Source organism: Bradyrhizobium sp. Ai1a-2 (assembly GCF_000426245.1).
In the GTDB taxonomy this organism is placed as follows: domain Bacteria; phylum Pseudomonadota; class Alphaproteobacteria; order Rhizobiales; family Xanthobacteraceae; genus Bradyrhizobium.
Genome location: NZ_AUEZ01000061.1, coordinates 23,810 through 43,547 on the forward strand (window position 1 = coordinate 23,810; position 19,738 = coordinate 43,547).

Sequence of the window (19,738 nt, forward strand, 5' to 3'; positions counted from 1 at the left end):
CACAGGTCGGGTGCCAGGCGTGAAAATTGAGTGCAAAGATCAAGTGCGAAAAATCGGTGAAGCTAGGTGGGCGGCAGTTCGAATTCCTTTTCGAGAAGGCGGACCTTCGCATCCGCGCCCCAGGAGCGAAACGTCTCGCGCGCCGCAAGCGCCGACGCGGTAGCGCCGGCCCTGTCGGCGACCAGGCGCCGGCAGCGGGCGAGATATTCGTGCGCGAGGCCGGCATCCTGAAGAAAGCCTCCGGCGGCAGCGCCTTCGCCCGCACGGCCGAGCAGGCGCGCCGCATCGTCCTCCCGGCCCGTCGCGGCCTGCACCAGGCCATCGAGCAGATCGGCCTTGTGACGAAACAGGGCGGGATTGCGCGCTTCCCATCCGCGGAGCTGCTCGAGACAATCGCGTCCCTCCTGGAGGAGCGTTGGCCCTTCCTTTGCGGCGCCAAATGCGGCGGCGGCCACCGCGGCGAGGCCGCGATATTGCGAGAGCTCGAACTCTGCCGCCTGTCCGCCGAAATAGGGAAGCATCGGATGCGCGCGCGCCGCCCATTCCAGGGCGCCCGACCAGTCGCAGGCATGCAGGTGCAGCTTCAACCTTGTGACGAAATAGTAGCCGATCTGATTGCTGAGATTGGTGTGGACGACAGAGTCGATATCGCGGACTTCATCGAATTCGCCATCACCGAGCGCGAGCAGCGCGGAAGTCGAGCCGGCCAGTGCTTTTGCGAATTGCAGCTCGAATACCAGATGATAATGCGCATTGAGGACACGCCGCCCGTTGCGCTCGATGCGGATTCGCGCCTGCTCCATGATCTCGGCGAGCGGCCGGCCGGCGGCAGCCAGCAGCACGAGGGACGCCGACAGGTTGAAGCAGCCGTAGATCACCTCGTTGTCGCCGAGCCCTGCCTCGCTGCCGGCGTCTGCCAGTGCGATGCCCTCACCGAGCGGCGCGACCCAGTGGTTGTGGAACCAGGCATGAATGAAGCTGCACCGGGCGAAGCCGGCGCCCCGCTCGCCGTTCAACAAGGCAAGGCCGACACGGCTCCAGACGGCGGCGGTATCGCGGTCTCCGATCAACGCACCATAGACGACCGAGTACATGGAGTAGACGTCGGGCGCGAGCGGGCCGTTGCCGTATTCGAGGGTGAGGCGAAGACACCTGCATCCCATCAACGCAAACAGCTCGACCTGCTCGCTTTGATGGGCGAAGGGCGCAAGGACGAGCAGGAGGTGAATGAGCTGACCAGCCCGCTGATCGGTGAGCGGCGGCAGTCCAGCCAGCTCATCGGGCCGCCGGCCGTCCAGCAACCTTCCGATTGTTTCCAATTCCTGGCCGATGGCCGCGTGCAGCGCCGCTCTGTCGGTGGGCAGGTCGCTGCCGAGCAGACGCGCGCCCCGCAAGCCGATCTCGATCGACTGGCCGACGAGGCCCGCGCCGAATACGCGCTCCGCTTCGAGCCGCAGATAATCCGTGGCGCGTGCGGTCTCGCCAGCGGCCTCCCAATGATAGGCCAGCAGCGCATAGATGCGGGACCTGTTGGAGGCGGAGGCATCCTCGTTCCAAAGCGCGATCTCGCGATGCAATTGCCGACGCTGGGCATAGAGCATCGACTCGTAGGCGACGTCGCGGATGATGCCGTGACGAAAGGCGTAGCCCTCCCGCTCGTCAACCTCGTCGGGCAGCAAGAAACCGACGCGGTCGTGCAGCGCGAGATGACGCGCGACCGTCATCTGTTCGCCACGCGCGGTCGGATGGACTTCGGAGACGAGCAGGGTCGGGAAGCGAAGGCCTGCCGCGCTTGCCACCTTTAGCGTGACCTGGCTTTCGGGGGTGAGGCGATCGATACGACGCATCACGGTGCCCTGGACCGAGTCCGGCATGGGCAGGTCGGTAGCGTTGCTGCTGGGCACGATGTGGCAAATGCCTTCCACCACCTCGATCAGCCCATCGTCGCGCAGTGCCTGTGCCAGCTCCAGGCAAAAGAACGGATGGCCGCGGGCGCGGCTGCGTACCTGCGCTGAAAGTTCCTTGGTGAGCCGTTCCGCGCCGAGCCGGGCCAGCACGAGGCGCTCCTGATCCTCGTCCGACAGTTCGCCCAGGCGAAGCCGCTGCGCTCCCTCATCAGCAAGCCGCTCCAACCGGCTGTCGTCCTCGAGCGGCTGCATGGCCAGCACCAGGCAAAGCCCGCGCACGTCGCGGATCGCGGCCTCGACCAATAGCCAGCTCTCCTCGTCCAGCCAGTGCGCATCATCGATCGAGATCAGGAGCGGCCGCCCGGCGCTGGCGCGACGCAGGAGATCGACCAGCAAAGCGAGGCGCAACTGAGCCCGCTGTGGAAGCGGGACCGCCTGCAGATCGCTCGTCTCAGGCAGGCTGAGCGGGAAAACGACGTTGAGGAGCGCGGCTTGTGCCGCGAACTCCGGCCCGAGATTGGACAGCACGGCTTCACGCTGCGCCGTATCCGACGCGGCCAGATCAACGTCCAAAAGACGCGCCAGAACATCGCGCCAGCCTCGATAGGGCACGTCGCGCTCGATCCGATCGGCGTACCCGTTCAGCAGGACGACGCCCGAGGCGAGCGTGCGCTGGTGGAATTCGGCGAGAAGGCGGGATTTGCCCATGCCGCTTTCCGCTTCGAGCGTCACAAGCCGCGCGGCGCCTTCACCGGCGGCATCGATTGCAGCCAGCAGCTCGGTGAGCTCCCGCTCCCTGCCTTGCATGGGGACACGCGCCTCGGCGCGATCCGAGCGCTGCGGCGTCCACACCTGAACGGCAGGCTTCAGACCGCGAAGGCCGCGCAGGCCGACCGGGTCGAAGGCGATGGCTTCGTGCGCGGCCCGATAGGTGGCATGATCGCACTGGATGACGTCAGAACCTTTCAGCCGCGCCGCGAGGTTGATCGCCTCGCCATAGGTCGTCCACGCCCGGAATATGTCGTTGCCGATCAGGCCGCAGAAAACGCGCCCTGTGGCGACGCCGAGACTGCAGCGGTGGCCCATTCCGCGCAGAGCGTCCCTGAGATCGATGGCGCAGCGCACGGCGCGGACGGGATCGTCGGGATGGGCGACGGGAGGGATGCCGAACAGCACGAAAAGGTTCGCGCCGCTCTCATCGACCCGGAGTTGATGCATGAAGCCGTCGTGCCGGCGCACGACCGGGCCGACCGTCGCTGCGACCGACTCGAGCTGTTGCAAGCTGTCGGGGGAAGCCTGGTCGAAGTCGGAGAGGGCGATGAATACGGCCGTGACGCGGCGAAGCTCGGCCGCCCAATCGAGATAGCGCCGCCCCAGGTGACTGCGGATCGGCAGCGGGACGAGCGGTGCGAAATGTTCACGGTTCGAAGGCGAGAGCGGCGGTATGACCAGCGGCACCGGTGCCGGCGCGCTGTTCAATGCGGCGAGGATGACGGCGCCGGTCTCGTCCTCCACTGTTTCGGCCGCATCTCCTAGCGCCGCGCGCGCGGCCGGCGACAGCAACAAACGGCCGGCGGCACGCCTGACGCTCGTCGCCTGAAGATCGGCGAGCCCGCCCCCCACCGTCACGTGAAAGCGGTCCGTGGCGCGGCCGACCTCGGTCGTGCGCGAGGGGCCGAGCGCAAGGACCGCATGTAATTGCAGCGTGTCGCCCGAAGGCAATGTGGCGCCTGGAGAGGACAGGATTGCCTGGCCGCAGGCGGCGGCGCGTAACACGGCCTCGCGTGGCGTACCTTCGCTGCATCGCCAGCCCGAGAGCAGGCCATCACCCGCAAACATGAATGGCTCGCCGCCATGGGCGACAATGTTGCCGAGCAGCGTATGGAAATGCCGCTCCAGCACGACAGCCATCTGTTCGATGCCGGCCGGTCCGGTTTCCACGAGATGGCCGGTAATGCGGGTGAAGCCGACGACGTCCAGCCACAGCAACGCCATGTCGCCGTCCGCGCCTGTCGCGGCGCCAGACGCGGCGAGGCGTAGCGGCGGCGGCGTAAAGCTTTCGACAAGCCGCGCCTCGTAGGCGACTTCCTCCAACATCGTTGCCGTCCCCCAGCCCCCAGCATCTAATCCTACCTCGGTCGTTGCCTGAAGGCGAGCGCTGCAACGAAATCGCAACGAATTGGGCGAATCGAGCGTGAACAAAACGGGATGGAAATGACTGCCAGATCAATAGATATCAATAGCTTAGAAAGATGTTCACCGCGTTCAGGACGTCCGCTGGAGCCGAGTATCTCCATGTCGACCTCGGCTCCGTCTCCAATGCGTTCGGCTGTCCCGGCGACGCCCGGGGTAAACTACGGGTTCGACTGAGCGCACATCACGGCGTGGCTCTCAGCGAGACCTGAGCGTCAGCGGAAGTTGCCGCGGCCCCCGGACTGGTCCCGCCGACCATTCGACAGCCGCCCCTGGCGCCAAGGCAAAGTCGGGAAATTTGCCGAGCCACTCTTCGAGCGCGACCCGCATTTCCATGCGCGCCAGCGTCGCGCCGATGCAGCGATGGATGCCGAGGCCGAACGCGGCGTGGGGATTTTGGGCACGGTCGATGACGACGCGCTCGGCATCGGGAAAGATGTCGGGGTCGCGGTTGGCGGCGCCAAACGGCAAGAGCACCATCTCGCCCACCTTGAGCGGACAGCCGGCGATCTCGGTCTCCTTGACAATCTCGCGCCCCACCGTCACGGGCGCGTAGGCGCGCAGGAACTCCTCGACTGCGCTCGGGATCATCTGCGGCTCGGCCGCCAGCCGCTTTCGATCGTCGGGATGGGTTGCGAGGTGCCACAGGCTGACACCGATGGCGCTCCAGGTCGTATCGACGCCTGCGAACAGCAGAAGCCGCAGTGTGCCGTTGATGTGCTCCTTGCTCAAGAGCTTCCCGTCGATGCGGGCGTCGAGCAGATAGCTGATGAGGTCGTCGCCACGTGCGCCTCGACGCCTGGCGATTTCCTCGTCAAAGAATGCGCTTACCTCGGCGAAGACCCGCGGGACGATCGAGACGTCGGTCAGGGAGTGTTCGAAGGAGTCGCAAACCCACTTCCGGAACTGGTCGCCGGCGTCTTCGGAGATGCCGAGCATGTGGGCGATGAGGCGCGCCGGGATTTCCTGCGCATAATCGACGGCGCCGTCACAGGCGTTCTTGCCGGAAAGCGGCTCGAGCAGCTCGCGACACAGCGCCCGCGCCCGCGGCTCGAGCTTCTGAATGGCGGCCGGCGTGAACGGCGGCAGCAGGATCTTTCGCTCCGCGCGATGGGACGGCGGATCGGAGGTGATCGGCGGGGATTTCAACGGTGGACGTTTGCCCTCGCGGATGAAAACGCGGCGCGACGAAAAATGCACGGGGTCATAGGCGATCGCGCGGATGTCTTTATAGCGCGAGGGAAGGTAGACGCCCAGGAAGCGATCGGTGTGAGCAACGGGACATTCCTGCCTGAGTTCACGCCAGATCGGATAGGGATCTTCGATCCAGCGGGAATCGAGAGGGTCGAAATCGCTGGTCCAATCGGCAACGGGGGCACGCTGGCTCATGTCTGTTCTCCTTCCACGATGTCGATGGCGAACTCGGGACAATTGGCTGCGGCCAGAGATATTCAAGCTTCAACTCCCTGGTTCCGCATCGGAGCAGGCAGCGTGGGCCCGGCTGCGTTACGATGCGATTTCACCAGGGCAAATCACGCTACGTCTGTAGCGGCCAATCGGGGGCGAGCAGATCCCGCCTCAGTGCAGGCGAAGTTGCCGCGAAAAGCCGTTACGCTTTAATGAGCATGGCGATGCACGCTTCGGTCATCTCGGCCTTGTAGGGAATGTGAGGCGGCGCCAAGCCCGCCGCGTTACTGAAACGCGACTTCGGCGAAACTCCGGAGCTTGCGCGAATGCAGGCGTTCCAATTGCTGCTCTCGCAGTCTCTCGAGCGCCTTCAGGCCGATCTCGAGATGCTGGCCGACGCGCTGCCGATAGAACTCGCTTGCCATGCCCGCGAGTTTGATCTCGCCATGCAAAGGCTTGTCCGAGACACATAGCAGCGTGCCGTAGGGAACACGGAAACGAAAGCCGTTGGCGGCGATCGCCGCCGATTCCATGTCGAGGGCGATCGCGCGCGATTGCGACAGACGCCGAATGACCGAGCGATCGCCGATCTCCCAGTTGCGATTGTCCACGCTCGCGACCGTTCCCGTGCGCATCAACCGCTTCAGCTCGAAGCCTTCGAGCCCGGTCACTTCACCCACCGCCTCCTCAAGCGCGACCTGCATCTCGGCCAGCGCAGGTATCGGGACCCAGAGCGGCAGCTCATGGTCGAGCACATGGTCCTCGCGCACGTAACCATGCGCGAGCACGTAGTCTCCAAGCCGCTGCGTGTTCCTGAGGCCGGCGCAGTGTCCAAGCATCAACCAGGCATGCGGCCGCAGCACCGCGACATGGTCGGTGATGTTCCGTGCATTTGACGGACCGGTCCCGATGTTGATCAGGGTAATGCCCCGATAGCCGGCCTCGACCGAATGATAGGCCGGCATTTGCGGCATGCGCCCCGGAGCGATCCCGGTCGTGCCGCCGCCAAGCCGCGCATTGCGCGTGATCACATTCCCCGGGCCGACGAAGGCGTCCGGGCCGGCTTCGCCCGCCGCCAGACGCTTCTGGCTCAGCTCGGCGAACGCATCGATGTAGAACTGGTAGTTGGTGAAGATCACGAAGTTCTGGAAGTACTCCGGATCGGTGCCGGTGTAGTGATAAAGCCGGCGCAACGAATAGTCGACGCGCGCTGCGCGGAACAACGCCAGCGGCTCGGCGGCGCCGGGCGCAAGCTCGAGCGTGTTATTGGCGATCGCGTCGTCGATGGCGGCCAGGTCGGGCACATCGAAGAGATCGCGCAGCGATCGCATCACATTCGATTTGTCGCCGGGAGTGAGCGCGGCTTCGATGTTGATGTCGCGACGATACGCGAAATGTATCGGGATCGGCTCGGTCGACTCGCCGACTTCCACCGGTACGCCATGGTTGTCGATCAATCGTCCGATCTGCTCGGTGAGGTAGGTGCGGAACAGGTCCGGTCTCGTCACCGTGGTTTCATACACGCCCGGCCTCGCGACGAAGCCGTAGGCAAGGCGCGAATCGACCCGCACATGGGTCGAGGTTGCAATGCGCACAAACGGATAGTTGGCGCGCACGCGCGCCGTGAGCGGCCCGCCATTGGCGTAGGCCTCGAAGTGGTCCCGCAGGAAGGCGGTATTACGTTCGTAAATCTCTTCCAGGCGGGCAACCGCCGCAGCGACGTCAGTGAATGCTTCGGTCGCAATCCGCGGTGGGGTCAGGATGGTGAGGGCGGAGCACATTGTCGTTACTATGGCAGATTTTCAGGAGCAAAAAAGGGGGATCGCCGGCGCGTTTTGTGCAAGCGCCTCGGTCGCCCGGCGGAACGGTTGCCGCCTTCCTCTTGCTTGTCTGTGATCGCGAACCTGTCTGTGATCGCGAAAGGGTCACGCGCAATTGAGCGTGTTGCCGGCCTGTTCCGCCAAATGTTTACAATCGAAACCGTTTTCGCCGGCGCCTGAAACAGTGCGGTAGCGCCGCCCGCGCAGTTTCGCTGCCTCATTCACTACAAGGAGAGCAGCCGATGAAGCCCACGCCGATCGAGACGTTGAGGGAGCAGGCGAAGGTCCGGCAAAGAAGCGCAGCCTTTGTGTTTCACGAGAACGTGTGGACCTACGAGCGGATTCTGGTCGAGGCCGAACGTCTGGCGCGGGGAATGGTCGCGCACGGTCTGAAGCCGGGCGATCGCGTGGCCGTGCACATGATGAACCGCCCCGAATTCATCGTGGCCTATTATGCCTGCTTTCTCGTAGGCGCGATCGTCTCTCCGTTGCGGACGGCCTTCAAACAGGCCGAGCTCGAGCCGCTTCTGCGGCGGTTGAGGCCCGCCCTCTATATCGGCGAGACCGCGCTCTACGGCAATGTGGCCGCCATCGACGGCGAGCTCCTGCCGCGCGACAGACGCTTCCTGGTCGAGACAGGATCAGGAGTGAATGATGGGTTGCCACTGCAGCAATTGTTCGATGACGCCGGCCGCGGCGACTTGCCGTTCTCACCCGCGGCGGATCAGCCTGCCGTGCTCATCACCACGTCAGGCACGACCGGCGAACCGAAGTTTGTCATTCACACCGCGTCCAGCGTCACCGAATCGGCTGAACGCATCAGCAACAATTGGGAGCTTGCCGGACAGGATGGCATCGCCATGCCTTTGCCCCTGGCGCATATGAGCGGCGTTGCCGTTTTCTTCGCGTGTATCTATAGCGGCACTCCGTTCATACTGATCGAAAGCTTCGACGCTGACACCGTCCTCGATACGATCGAGAAGTACCGTTGCAGCATGCAGCTTGGCTTTCCCGCTCAATATGCCGCGTTGCTCGAGCACCAGCGCGCCCGGCCGCGCGACCTGACGTCGCTGCGCTACTGCTTGACCGGAGGCGACGTCTGTCCGGTGGAACTGCAGCGACAGTTCACGGCCGCTTTCGGCGTTCCGCTCTATAACGCCTGGGGCGCGACGGAAGCCGTCGGCAATCTCGGCTACGCTCTGCGACCCGGTCCGGTATTGCGGATCACGAGGCCGGAGGAAGTCCGGCTGGTCGACGACGATGGCAAGGATGTCGCTGACGGCGAGCTCGGCGAGCTTCTGGTCCGCGGTCCGAATCTGTTCGCCGGCTATTGGAATGATTTGAGGGCGACGACGGAGAGCCTGAAGGATGGCTGGTATCACACCGGCGATCTGGCGCGGCGAGAGGCACAGGGCGAACTCCTGTTCGTTGCGCGCAAGAAGGACATCATCATCCGCGGCGGGACCAACATCTCGCCCGTCGAAGTCGAGCAGGCGGTCGCCGCTCATCCTTCCGTCGAGGACGCGGCCGTGGTCGGTGTGCCGGACGCTGTGCTCGGACAGCGCGTGGTCGGCTTCGTCACGCTGGTAAAGGGAAAGAGCGAGCGAGTCGTTCCCGGCATCCTCAGCGACCTGGCGACCCGGCTTGCCGCCTACAAGGTGCCCGAGCATCTCATCGTGCTCGACGCATTGCCGCGCAACGCGCTGAGCAAGGTCGACCGGGCGAGGTTGCAGGCGATGGCGATCGAGGGCGACAAGGTGTCCCGTTCCCGCGCAGCAGCGTCGGCGCAGCGGAACGACGAACAAGCATCGCGACGGGCGAGCTAGACAGCGCGCCGCGTGATGTAAGGAAAGGGCGGGTTGGCTGAGGCGACCCGCCCTTTTCTGCGCCTAGAGGGCGGTCATGCCTTGCGCGAGAGCGCGAGCACATTCTCGGTTCTGCTTGAATCAGGATCGAGGCTCGATGCAGCCCGGCCGGTCTGCTCAGCCCGATTTCCGTTGCGGTTGCTCGCGGAGCTTCTGCACGGTCGAGCGGAACTTGTCGGCGAACGCGGGGTCTGAGATGCGATCGAGGGCTTTGACCAGTGCAAAAGCCTCGGGCTCGCCGAATGTGGCCAGTAGCGCGCGCTGGGCGATCAGCCAATCCGCATGGATTTGCTCGAGCTTCTTTGTTCCCTTGGCGGTGAGCGTGATGCGTCTTGCGCGGCGATCGCGCGGGTCGGGGGTGGACCGCAGAAAGCCGTCCCGAATGAGTGGCTTCAAGGTATGTCCCAGCGCCGAAAGGTCCATGACCAGCCACTCCGCCAGTTCACTCGCTGTCGCGGCGCCGGCATTACTCACGACGGCCATCAGCGTTCCCTGGGTCGAGCGCAGGCCGCTTGATTCGATCACGTCGTCATAAAGCTGTCCGAGTTGTCGGGCGGCGCGGCGTACGGCCGTGTTGCAGCAGTTGTCGAACGAAGCGCTCTGCGGTCTCATCAATCGCTTTCTTTCAGTTCGGCCGGCGGACGCGCCGAGCGGGACCGCGGAATCGGTCCCGCCGCGGCCATGCTATCATCGTGCAGCCGGCGCTTGCGCAAAAGAAAGATCGACCCCATGTCGAACTTTCCACCATCCAGGTCGGCTTCCTGCGAGCGATCCTCTTTCAGGCGGTCTTGATATTGACAAAATAGTGGCATATGCCAGTAAATGGAAGGGGCCTCTGCATCCTGGAGATACAACGTGACTGCAACCTTCAAGACCGCCGCCAACCAGACGGTTGATGTGGACGGCGTCGGCTTCGCCTTCCGCGAACTCGGACCCAAGGGCGGCGTGCCCCTGGTCTTCCTTCACCATTTGACGGCAGTGCTCGATGACTGGGACCCGCGGGTCGTCGACGGCTTGGCAAAGCAACACCACGTCGTGGCCTTCGACAACCGCGGCGTTGGCGCCTCGAAAGGCGTCACGCCCAATAGCGTGGAGGAGATGGCGCGCGATGCCGCGGCATTCATCGCCGCGCTGGGATTTGCCAAGGTCGACCTGCTCGGCTTTTCGCTCGGCGGCTTCGTGTCGCAATCGCTTGCCCTGCAGCGCCCTGATCTCGTGCGCAAGATCATGTTGACGGGCACCGGCCCCGCGGGAGGCGAAGGCATCGTCAAGGTCGACGGCCTGCTGCCGGATGCCTTTGCCAGGGCCGCCGCTGCCAACAAGCACCCGAAACACTTTCTCTTCTTCACGCCGACGCCGAGTGGCCAGGCGGCTGCCGACGATTTTCTGCAGCGGCTGAAGGAGCGCAGCGAGGCGCTCGATACGCCGGTCGGCGACGCGACCGTTCAGGCCCAGCTCACCGCGATCCGCGCCTGGGGCCAGGGCGATGCCAGCGCGCTGGCCAAGGTCAAGCAGCCGGTTTTCATCGCCAATGGCGACAGGGACGTGATGGTGCCCTCGATCAACTCCTTCGAGTTGCTGCGAAGGCTGCCGAACTCCCGGCTCAGCATCTTTCCCGATGCCGGGCATGGAGGAATCTTCCAGTATCACGAGACATTCGTGCAGCAGGCGCTGGCGTTCCTGCGAGAGTGACGGCCTTCGCGCAAGTGATTATGGTGTCCTCCGTCGTCGCGTGGCGCGAACGACCGACCCTTCGGTTCGTTCGCGCGGCGGGCCGAAACGTGGGAGGTAAACAGCATGCGCCAGGAGTTCTGGTTCCATCACCCGTTTCGGGTGCGCTATTCCGAGGTCGATGCGCAGGCCGTGGTGTTCAACGCGCACTACCTGACTTATTTCGATACGGCGATCACCGAGTATTTTCGCGCGCTCGGCTACGACTATCTCGGCGAGGTCGCGAGGACCGGTGTCGATTTCCATCTCGTGAGGTCGGTCGTCGAATACAGGGCGCCGATCCGGTTCGACGAGGAGATCGATGTGTGCGTGCGGGTCGCGAAGATCGGCCGATCCTCGATCACCCTTGCGCTCGCAATCCTCGCCAAAGGCAGCGACGATCTGCGCTCCACCGGCGAAATCGTCTGGGTATGCACGGACCAGCGGACCCATAGCCCGGTCGCCGTGGCGGAGCCATTGCGGGCGCTGATTGCAAGCCGCGAAAAGGCTCTCGCTCAGGCCTGACCCATGGTGGCTGACTGCGCGCGATCGTCGATCAACCCGAATTCCGTGACGGGCATAATCCAGTAAGTGAGCCGCGATCCGGCGAATGCCGTCTTCATGTCCGCAAGCAGTTGCGTCGCATCCGCCTGCTTCAGGATCATTCGGACCAGCACCTGGTCGGCGTATCCCTTGACCCGTTCGGCCGCGCTGTGCAGCTCGACATTCGGACCGTGGCCGGCGGCCTCGGAGGCTGTGAAGCCGGGCACGAGATCGCTACGTTCGGTCAGGTAGTCGAACAATTCGTCGCGCAGCGAACGGGCGGCGATCAGCGTCAGGCACACCGGTCCGTCCGTCATGTCGTCGCCTTTGCGATGCCGCCAAAGCGGCGATAGAGGATCGGCAGGAGGAAGAGTGTGAGCGCGGTCGAGGAGAGCAGGCCACCGATCACCACGATGGCGAGCGGCCGCTGGATCTCCGATCCGGGGCCGGTGGCGAATAACAATGGAATCAAACCGAGCGCGGTGATGCTCGCGGTCATCAGCACCGGGCGCAGCCGGCGTTTGGCGCCCTCCACGACGATATGCTGTTCCGGCACGCCACCGGCGCGCAGATGGTTGAAGTAGGAGACCAGCACAACGCCGTTCAGCACGGCGATACCCAGCAGTGCGATGAACCCGACCGATGCCGGTACGGACAGGTACTCGCCGGTCAGGACCAGAGCGAAGACGCCGCCGATCAGCGCAAACGGGATGTTGACCAACACCATCAGTGCCTGACGGATCGAGCCGAAGGTGGTGAACAGCAGCACGAAGATCAGCCCGATGGCCACCGGCACGACGACGGCAAGGCGCGCGGCGGCGCGCTGCTGGTTTTCGAACTGGCCGCCCCAGGTCAGCGAATAGCCTTGCGGCAGCGGCAGCTCCGCGGCCACCTTCTGCCGCGCGTCGTCGACGAAGCCGACCATGTCGCGGCCACGAACATTGGCCCGGACCACGCTCATCCGGCTGCCATCCTCGCGGTCGATCTTGACGGGGCCGTCGACGCGATGAATGTGGGCGACCTGAGACAGTGCCACGTGCTGCCCGGAGGCAAGCGTCAGCGGCAGGCTCGCGAGCAGCGTCGGTGCTTCGCGCGTCGTCTCGCTGCCGCGAACCAGTATCGGCGTGCGGCGGCCTTGTTCCAGCGCCGTGCCGATGGTGCGGCCTTCGATCTGGGTGCGCAGCGCGTTGGCGATCGCATCAACAGTCAGGCCGAGACGTCCGGCCTCCATCCGGTTCACCGTGACCGTGTAATATTGTGCGCCCTCGTTGAGGGTCGTGTAGACGTCCTCGGCCCCGTCGATGCCGGACAGGATAGCCGACAGCTTGCTTGCGATCTCGTTGAGCCGGGCAATATCGGGACCGAAAATCTTGACAGCGACGTCGCCGCGCACGCCGCTGATCATCTCCTGCACCCGCATGTCGATCGGCTGGGTGAAGCTGAGCGACAGCCCCGGAAAGTCGGCGAGCACGTGACGCAGCTCCTGTAGCAAAGCGGGCTTGTCGGCGGTCTTTCTTTCCGCCACCGGCTTCAGCACGAGAAACGTGTCGGTCTGGTTAGGACCCATCGGATCGAGACCGAGTTCGTCCGATCCGGTCCGGGCCACGATCCCCGCGACATCGGGCACGTTCGCGAGGATGGCGGACTGAAGCCTGGTATTGATCGCGATCATTTCGTCGAGATTGATCGATGGCAGTGCCTCGACACTGACGATGATATCGCCTTCGTCCATCGTCGGCATGAAGGTCTTGCCGAGCTGGGTATAGGCGTAGCCTGCGGCGACAAGTGCCGTCAGTGCGACTGCCATCACCTTGCGTTCGTTTCGCAGCGACCAGGCAAGCGCGGGTGCGTAGAGGCGGGAGGCGAGGCGGATCAGCCATGGTTCGCGATGCGAACCAGCCTTGAGCAGAAAAGAGGTGGTGACGGGAACAACGGTGAGCGCCAGCAGCAGCGAGCCGGCCAGCGCGAAGATGATCGCAAACGCGACAGGAATGAACAGCTTGCCTTCGAGACCCTGCAGCGTCAGCAGCGGCACGAACACGATAATGATGATCAACACGCCCGAAGCGACCGGCTGCAGCACTTCGCGCACCGAACGGAACACGACATGCACGAGTGGCGTCGCGCTCCCGTTCTGATCCTTGCTCAGGTTTCCCACGATATTCTCGACGACGACCACGAGCGCGTCGATCAGCATGCCGATGGCGATCGCAAGCCCGCCGAGACTCATCAGATTGGCCGACATGCCGATTGCGCGCATCACGATCAGCGCGATGGCGATCGCGATCGGCAGGCTGAGGGCGATCACCAGCGGCGCCCGCCAGTTGCCGAGGAACAGCAACAGCAGCACGATCACCAGCACGGTGGCTTCACCAAGCGCACGGACCACGGTGCCGACCGCGCGGCCAACCAGGCGGCTGCGGTCATAGAACACGTTGATGGAGACGGTCTTCGGCAGCGAAGGCTTGAGTTCTTCCAGTCGCCGGCTGACGTCACGCACGAGCTGGCCCGCATTGGCGCCGCGCAAGCCGAGCACTAATCCCTCGACCGTCTCGCCGCGACCGTCGGCGGTCACGGCGCCGTAGCGCGTCAATGCGCCCACCTGGACACGCGCGACGTCGCTGACCCGAATGGGGACTCCGTCCTTGGTATCGACGACGATGGCCTTGATGTCGTCGACCGATCGGATGCTGCCTTCGATCCGGATCAGCGCGCTGTCTTCGCCCTGGTTGACCCGTCCGGCCCCGTCATTGCGGCTGTTCGCTTCGATGGCGCGCCGCAACAGCTCGGAGGAAATGCCGCGCGCTGCAATTGCGTCGCTGAGCGGCACGATCTCGAAGGCGCGGACATAGCCGCCGAGCGCGTTGACGTCGGCTACCCCGGGCACGGTGCGTAGCGCCGGCCGGATAACCCAATCAAGCAGGCTGCGACGTTCCGCCAGCGACAGATCGGGACTGTCGATCGTGAACATGAACATTTCGCCGAGCGGACTCGTGATCGGAGCGAGACCGCCGCTCACCCCATCCGGCAGATCGCGTGCAACGTTGGAGAGGCGCTCGGAAACCTGGTTGCGTGCCCAGTAGATGTCGGTGCCGTCTTCGAAGTCGACGGTGATGTCTGCCAGCGCATATTTTGTCGTGGATCGCAGGATCTTCTTGTTCGGCAGGCCAAGCAGTTCGAGCTCGATCGGAACCGTGATCCGCTGTTCGACTTCCTCCGGCGTAAGACCCGGCGCCTTCATGATGACCTTCACCTGGACCGGCGAGACATCCGGAAAGGCGTCGATCGGCAAGCTCGGCAGGAATACGAGAGCAGCGCCGATCAGCAGGACGACGCCGAGGGCAACGAACAGGCGCTGGGATAGCGCAAAAGCGACAAGACGGCCAAGCATGGCTAGCCCGCCCCAAGCCGCAGCAGGATTCCGCGCAGTGCGGAGATGCCGCTGACGACCACTTCGTCCTTGTCGCTGATGGGACCCGACACCACGACATGATCCTGGTCCTCGGCCAGCAGCGTGACGGGCACGTGACGGAATCCGCCCTCGGTCGCGACGAACACCGAGGCCTGTTCGCCGCGGCGGATCAGCGCCGCGTAGGGAATCTCCCAGGCGCTTTCACCTGCCGACAGAAAGTTGATCCGGGCGGTCGCAGTCTGTCCGGGACGCAGTTCACCGCCGTTCGGCACTTCCGCGCGCACCAGCACCGTTTGTGTGGTGGCATCGGTCGTCTCCGAAATGAGAATGACCTGACCTGGGGTGGCATAGCCGTCGATCTCAACCCTCGCGCCGGGTCGGATGGCACGGATATTCGAGAGGGGAATGGCGATCTCGGCCCACAGCGGCGACAGCCGCGCGAGCTTGACGAGCGAGGCTGATTGCTCGACCCGCTGGCCGGGAGCAACGGCAATGTCAACGACTGTTGCCGGCTCGGGCGCGGCGACCGAGAGAGTTGCCGAGATTGCGGCCTCGCTTGTCAGCTTCGAAAGGGCCGCGTTCGAGAGACCGCTCAGCCGAAGCATTTGGCGCCGTTCCGCGAGCACGGTGCTGGCCTGCCGGGCTTCGGTCTGGCTGGTCTCGAGGACGCGTTGCGGCACCGCCCTGCCTTCGAACAGTTCGGTATTCCGTTTCAGCTGTTGCGCGGCTAGCAGGTCCTGCGAGACCGCATTCAGATAGTCGCGTTGAAGCGAGACAAAGCTCGGGCTCTCCATCGTGACGAGCGCCTGACCGGCCTTCACGCGATCGCCGCGGGCCACGGCAAGATTGGTGACCATGCCGGCGACGGGCGCGCTCACGACCCACAATTGCGGGATGGGGATGACGATCTGGGCAGGATAGGGCAGCGTCTGGTCGATACGGCTCGATATCGGATGGGTGACGCGGACTCCCAGGCTCTGGGCCTGCGTCGGACTCAACTTCACATAGTCCTCGGCACGCGCCATCGCTGCGAGCCCGATGCATGCCAAGGCGAGGATGATCCGGGCCATGGCCCGCAACAACCGTCGATCGCAGATCGTCTGGCCAAATACATCACCATTGCTCATGTCGAGCGCCATCAATCGAGCCTTGCATCTTTTTCCCGATTGCATATTGCGACCGGGCTTGCAAGGTATTGACCTATCTCAAGCAGGAATCATTCATGACGCATCGCTAAAGCTGTTGTGATCTGGATGAGGGGGGCGCGCTGTTCTTGATAATACGTCGCAAGAGCAAATTCGATCCGGCTGGCATACGCGCCAGCCGGCCAGTGTCGCGCCTGGTCCAGGCGCAAGCTGATCGCAAATCAGCGCACGACCGCGCAGCGTTCGCGCTTCAGCGCTTTCATCGCGGTGTCGTCGAGGTTGAGATGTCCCTTGACGAGGTCGGGCGGAGTTAGCGCCATCCAGTTGTTGAGCGAGATGTCCTTGTAGCGCGGCTTGTTGAAGACGTTGATCAGCCGCAGCGTGGTGGGGCCGATGTTCTCGATGTAGTGGCCCATGGTTCGCGGCACGAACCCGACGTCTCCGGAGGTGTAGTTGAATGTCCGCGCTTTCGAGGTGGCATCGAACACCGTCATCCGGGCCTGTCCTTCGAGATAATATTGCCACTCGTCGGCGTCGGGATGCCAGTGCAGTTCGCGCAGCGCGCCCGGCTCGATCTCCATGATCAGCGCCGACAGCGTGGTTTCAGGGAAGTTGGTGACATCGATCATTTTCACCGATCCACCCTTGTACGGGGTCGCCGGATGTTCGGACGCGTGCCAGACATAGGGGAGTTTCGGCGGGCTGTCGGGAAGCTGCTTGCGCACGGTCTCCAGCGCTGCCGGCACCGGGAGGCGGAAGATGTACTTCTCGGATTTTGGAATGTTGGCGAAGTGCTCGACGCCGATGCCGAAATTCTTGGCGAGGATGCCGGGCGGCGTATGTGCCATGAATTCGGTGATCAGCAATGTCTCGTTCTCGGAGAAATTGCCGTCGTCGAACACTAGCAGGAATTCGCAGCCACCTTCGAGGCCCTGGATCGAGTGGGGGATTCCGGCCGGCACCAGCCAGACGTCGCCCGGCTTGAGATCATCGACCGCGACGTTGCGGTCCTCGTCGACGACGGTCAGCCGGACATTGCCTTGCAGGATGTAGGCCCACTCCGCTTCCTTGTGCCAATGCAATTCGCGCACCACGCCGGAATCAAGCCGCATGTTGACGCCGGCCATCGATTTGGCGACCGGCAGTTCGCGCACTGTCACCTCGCGCGCCCAGCCGCCGTCCTCGAGGCGGTTGTGGGCCATGCCGAAGGAGAATTTGAGGTTCGGGAGCGAGCCGTTGTCGGTTTCCGGCGGCGTGAGGATGTCGGGGTTCTGGTTGTCGAGCAGGGCGTTGCGGGGACCCGGATCGGTCGCGCCTTTGGTGCCGCGGATAGGCTGCCTCGGTTGGCTGTCGGACATGAGCTACTCCCGGATATGATGAACAAGAACTCGCTTCGTTGCGAGTGTGGCAAGCTACGCCGAGGACGCGGGAAAATATTTCCGCCATGCACGCCTTTTGCCGGAATGCCATAATCGTGACGCCGCCGGCCTTGCGGCAATCATCGGGCCATTCGGAAAAACGGTTATGGAAATCGGAAAGATCGGGTGCGAGGCGGGCGGTATCGCTCTCGCGATGCGCGTTCGATCGGATATCCAGGTTTCGTTGATGCGATGAGCCAGCCGCTTGACATGGCAGCGACAGCTCGCAGCCCGGATCTCGATCCGGCGCGCGCGCTCGATCTGCTGGTGACGGTTGCGACATTGCTGTTCACGAATGGCCAGACGACCGAGCGCACGACCGAGTATGTCGAGCGGCTAGCGAAAGCGCTCGGCTTTTCTGCGCGGGTCTTTCTGCGCTGGGACGAAGTCACAGTCGCGATCGAGAATGGCGGCGGCGCGGCGAGCACGACCGTCGAGGCGAGGCCGCTCGGGATCGAGATGGGAAAGGTCGCGGCCGCAACCAAGTTGATTGACGACTTCTGCGATCACGCTTCGTCGCCAGAACTGCTGCGTTCCGCACTTGCGGAGGTGCAGGCGCATCCGCCCGTCTCTCTCATTCGCTTCGCATCCTTCGCTGCCATCGGCGCCGTCGCGCTCGGCATCATCTTCGGCGCCGCCCATATAGCCAGCCTGATCATCATTGCTGTCAGCGCCGGCCTCGGCGCTTGTCTGCGCCGCTGGATTGCAGGATGGAGCCGTAATCCGTTCGCCCAGCCGCTTGCCGCTGCGCTGCTCGCCGGCGCGATCGGTGCGCTGGTGGTTGATCTACAGTTCTCCTCCAGCCTGCAACGGCTCGTCGCCGTCTGTCCCTGCATGGTGCTGGTGCCGGGCCCGCATGTCCTCAACGGCACGATTGACCTTGCCCGTGGACGGCTGGCGCTCGGGATTTGCCGCGTGGTCTATGCCAGCCTGATCATCTTCGCGATCTGCATTGGCCTGCTCGCCGGACTGTCGTTCGGCGGGACCAATCTGCCGGCATCGGCGCCGTCGCCGCCGGTCCCGTTGATCTATGACGTGATCGCTGCGGGTGCGGCGGTTGCTGCCTATGGTACCTTTTTCTCCATGCCATGGCGGATGCTGCCAGTCCCGATCTTGATCGGTATGTTCGCCCATGGCGTGCGTTGGGCTCTTCTGGCCAAGGCCGGCGCGAGCCTGTCAGGCGGTGCCTTCATCGCCTGTCTCATCGTCGGCGTGATCACCACGCCTGTGGCAGAACGCCTCAGGCTACCTTATGCGGGGCTTGCCTTCGCATCCGTGGTTTCGCTGATCCCGGGCGTGTTCCTGTTTCGAATGGCGGATGGGCTGCTCGAGCTCGTCGCAAGCGGCGGTAGTATTTCCTCTGATTTGCTCGAGGCAACGCTTGCGGATGGAATCAACGCCTTCCTGATCACCCTTGCGATTACGCTGGGGTTGATCCTTCCGAAGATGTTGATTGGGTATCGTTTGAACAAACGGTTTACCGGGAGCGGCGGAAGCGCGTAGAATTTGAATTGCATCCCTGCGCAAGACATACGCTTTTACAATCTGTGCATTATATTGACGGGGTGCCGCTATCGTAACTGTCGAGCAGGTGATTGGGATGCGCCTATTATTGCTTATCAATTTGACGGCCGTTGCCGTGGCGGGAGTCGCCGTGGCTCAGGAGCCGCCGATTTCCCTTCCGCCCGTAAGCATCGATCCGCAGCGGAATAATCTACCGCCGGCTCTCGGCCTCGGGCAGCAGGGATCAGGAAACAACAGCGTCGCCGGCGGCAATGCCGGCAATGCCAAAAGCGGTTATGACGATCTCAACCGGCGTTTGAGGGGCGAGGTCGACCGTGTCAATCCACCGACCACGAATCAGGCGCCGATCGACGCGCGATCGCCGGACATCCGCGTTGGCGTTATCAATTTACCGGCTGTCCAACAGCAGTACGGGCAGAACTTCGGTATTTCGGCCCGGCCGTACCGGCCGCCGCCGCTTGTGTACTCCGCCCCTTTGGGGCGGCATTAAGCGCTCAGGCAGAACGCGCCTGAGCGGCACTGGTTGCTGACGTGCCGCTCAGGCTCGATCGAGGGCGTCCTGATGGACGAACTTGCGGTTGACGCGGTTCTCGCGCGCCCCTCGTTCCTGCATCTCGCGCGAATGCAATCGTTCGCCAAGCAATGGCAGTCCGGCCGAGAAAGCCTCGCTCGCAACCGAACCGCCATTTGATAGACACGTGGACACGGGTCAGCAGCTGTTCGGCGCGGCCGCGCGGGAATTGTCCGGCGGCATTACCCTTCTGAGCTAAAGGAAGCGAAGCGATCGCGCCGAT

The 19,738-nt window shown here is 63.8% G+C and carries 15 protein-coding genes; 6 read left to right on the forward strand and 9 right to left on the reverse strand.

Translation table 11 applies throughout. The features are described from left to right. Positions 1-62: 62 nt before the first annotated feature. The 3 genes from K288_RS0130710 to K288_RS0130720 form a co-directional block, all read right to left on the reverse strand. Positions 63-4,004, reverse strand: coding sequence for an AAA and adenylate/guanylate cyclase domain-containing protein (locus tag K288_RS0130710; RefSeq protein WP_027583000.1), 3,942 nt, complete (start codon positions 4,002-4,004; stop codon positions 63-65). Between the two features lie 294 nt (positions 4,005-4,298). Beyond that, the gene (locus K288_RS0130715; protein WP_027583001.1) at positions 4,299-5,489 is read right to left on the reverse strand and encodes a cytochrome P450; all 1,191 of its coding nucleotides are present in this window, start codon (positions 5,487-5,489) and stop codon (positions 4,299-4,301) included. A gap of 302 nt (positions 5,490-5,791) precedes the next feature. Further along, positions 5,792-7,288: an AMP nucleosidase gene (locus K288_RS0130720; protein ID WP_043161168.1), complete on the reverse strand. Its 1,497-nt coding sequence runs from the start codon at positions 7,286-7,288 to the stop codon at positions 5,792-5,794. A gap of 281 nt (positions 7,289-7,569) precedes the next feature. On the opposite strand from K288_RS0130720, the gene K288_RS0130725 reads away from it, so the two are divergent. Next, the gene (locus K288_RS0130725; RefSeq protein ID WP_027583003.1) at positions 7,570-9,153 is read left to right on the forward strand and encodes a class I adenylate-forming enzyme family protein; all 1,584 of its coding nucleotides are present in this window, start codon (positions 7,570-7,572) and stop codon (positions 9,151-9,153) included. 156 nt (positions 9,154-9,309) lie between these two features. Here K288_RS0130725 and K288_RS49800 read toward each other — a convergent pair whose 3' ends face one another. Next, positions 9,310-9,804: a MarR family winged helix-turn-helix transcriptional regulator gene (locus K288_RS49800; RefSeq protein WP_051334829.1), complete on the reverse strand. Its 495-nt coding sequence runs from the start codon at positions 9,802-9,804 to the stop codon at positions 9,310-9,312. Then, positions 9,804-10,064 carry a hypothetical protein gene (locus K288_RS54260; protein ID WP_201449747.1) on the reverse strand — a complete coding sequence of 87 codons (261 nt, stop codon included), beginning with the start codon at positions 10,062-10,064 and terminating at the stop codon, positions 9,804-9,806. The genes K288_RS49800 and K288_RS54260 overlap by 1 nt, the downstream gene beginning before the upstream one ends. Between K288_RS54260 and K288_RS0130740 the strand changes: the two genes are divergently transcribed. Further along, positions 10,048-10,884, forward strand: coding sequence for an alpha/beta hydrolase (locus K288_RS0130740; protein WP_027583005.1), 837 nt, complete (start codon positions 10,048-10,050; stop codon positions 10,882-10,884). The two genes, K288_RS54260 and K288_RS0130740, sit on opposite strands and share 17 nt — an antisense overlap. 105 nt (positions 10,885-10,989) lie before the next feature. Continuing rightward, complete coding sequence (locus tag K288_RS0130745) at positions 10,990-11,427, forward strand: thioesterase family protein (RefSeq protein ID WP_027583006.1); 438 nt, start codon at positions 10,990-10,992, stop codon at positions 11,425-11,427. On the opposite strand, the gene K288_RS47035 is transcribed toward K288_RS0130745, so the two are convergent. From K288_RS47035 to K288_RS0130765, 4 genes are all read right to left on the reverse strand, one after another. Next, positions 11,418-11,762, reverse strand: coding sequence for a DUF3240 family protein (locus K288_RS47035; RefSeq protein ID WP_051334830.1), 345 nt, complete (start codon positions 11,760-11,762; stop codon positions 11,418-11,420). The two genes, K288_RS0130745 and K288_RS47035, sit on opposite strands and share 10 nt — an antisense overlap. After that, the gene (locus tag K288_RS0130755) at positions 11,759-14,836 is read right to left on the reverse strand and encodes a CusA/CzcA family heavy metal efflux RND transporter (protein WP_027583007.1); all 3,078 of its coding nucleotides are present in this window, start codon (positions 14,834-14,836) and stop codon (positions 11,759-11,761) included. The genes K288_RS47035 and K288_RS0130755 overlap by 4 nt, the downstream gene beginning before the upstream one ends. Positions 14,837-14,838: 2 nt before the next feature. Further along, a complete protein-coding gene (locus K288_RS0130760; protein WP_051334836.1) occupies positions 14,839-15,927 on the reverse strand; it encodes an efflux RND transporter periplasmic adaptor subunit in 1,089 nt (362 codons plus the stop codon). Positions 15,928-16,223: 296 nt separating this feature from the next. Further along, a complete protein-coding gene (locus K288_RS0130765; protein ID WP_027583009.1) occupies positions 16,224-17,360 on the reverse strand; it encodes a cupin domain-containing protein in 1,137 nt (378 codons plus the stop codon). Positions 17,361-17,406: 46 nt separating this feature from the next. Here K288_RS0130765 and K288_RS0130770 point away from each other — a divergent pair, with 46 nt between their 5' ends. The 3 genes from K288_RS0130770 (at position 17,407) to K288_RS54960 (ending at position 19,434) form a co-directional block, all read left to right on the forward strand. Then, a complete protein-coding gene (locus K288_RS0130770) occupies positions 17,407-17,616 on the forward strand; it encodes a hypothetical protein (RefSeq protein WP_027583010.1) in 210 nt (69 codons plus the stop codon). A gap of 14 nt (positions 17,617-17,630) precedes the next feature. Continuing rightward, positions 17,631-18,923, forward strand: a complete 1,293-nt coding sequence (locus K288_RS0130775; RefSeq protein ID WP_027583011.1) for a threonine/serine exporter family protein — start codon at positions 17,631-17,633, stop codon at positions 18,921-18,923. A 97-nt stretch (positions 18,924-19,020) separates the two neighbouring features. After that, on the forward strand, positions 19,021-19,434 hold the full coding sequence (locus K288_RS54960; protein ID WP_244443316.1) for a hypothetical protein: 414 nt from the start codon (positions 19,021-19,023) through the stop codon (positions 19,432-19,434). Positions 19,435-19,738 lie beyond the last annotated feature (304 nt).

What these genes read in the sequence shown, in the direction of transcription:
- K288_RS47035 (WP_051334830.1), bottom strand. Translation starts at nt 11,762, where the DNA reads ATGACGGACGGACCGGTGTGCCTGACGCTGATCGCCGCCCGTTCGCTG.
- K288_RS0130745 (WP_027583006.1), top strand. Translation starts at nt 10,990, where the DNA reads ATGCGCCAGGAGTTCTGGTTCCATCACCCGTTTCGGGTGCGCTATTCC.
- K288_RS0130765 (WP_027583009.1), bottom strand. Translation starts at nt 17,360, where the DNA reads ATGTCCGACAGCCAACCGAGGCAGCCTATCCGCGGCACCAAAGGCGCG.
- K288_RS0130725 (WP_027583003.1), top strand. Translation starts at nt 7,570, where the DNA reads ATGAAGCCCACGCCGATCGAGACGTTGAGGGAGCAGGCGAAGGTCCGG.
- K288_RS0130715 (WP_027583001.1), bottom strand. Translation starts at nt 5,489, where the DNA reads ATGAGCCAGCGTGCCCCCGTTGCCGATTGGACCAGCGATTTCGACCCT.
- K288_RS0130760 (WP_051334836.1), bottom strand. Translation starts at nt 15,927, where the DNA reads ATGGCCCGGATCATCCTCGCCTTGGCATGCATCGGGCTCGCAGCGATG.
- K288_RS49800 (WP_051334829.1), bottom strand. Translation starts at nt 9,804, where the DNA reads ATGAGACCGCAGAGCGCTTCGTTCGACAACTGCTGCAACACGGCCGTA.
- K288_RS0130710 (WP_027583000.1), bottom strand. Translation starts at nt 4,004, where the DNA reads ATGTTGGAGGAAGTCGCCTACGAGGCGCGGCTTGTCGAAAGCTTTACG.
- K288_RS0130775 (WP_027583011.1), top strand. Translation starts at nt 17,631, where the DNA reads ATGGCAGCGACAGCTCGCAGCCCGGATCTCGATCCGGCGCGCGCGCTC.
- K288_RS0130720 (WP_043161168.1), bottom strand. Translation starts at nt 7,288, where the DNA reads ATGTGCTCCGCCCTCACCATCCTGACCCCACCGCGGATTGCGACCGAA.
- K288_RS54960 (WP_244443316.1), top strand. Translation starts at nt 19,021, where the DNA reads ATGCGCCTATTATTGCTTATCAATTTGACGGCCGTTGCCGTGGCGGGA.
- K288_RS0130755 (WP_027583007.1), bottom strand. Translation starts at nt 14,836, where the DNA reads ATGCTTGGCCGTCTTGTCGCTTTTGCGCTATCCCAGCGCCTGTTCGTT.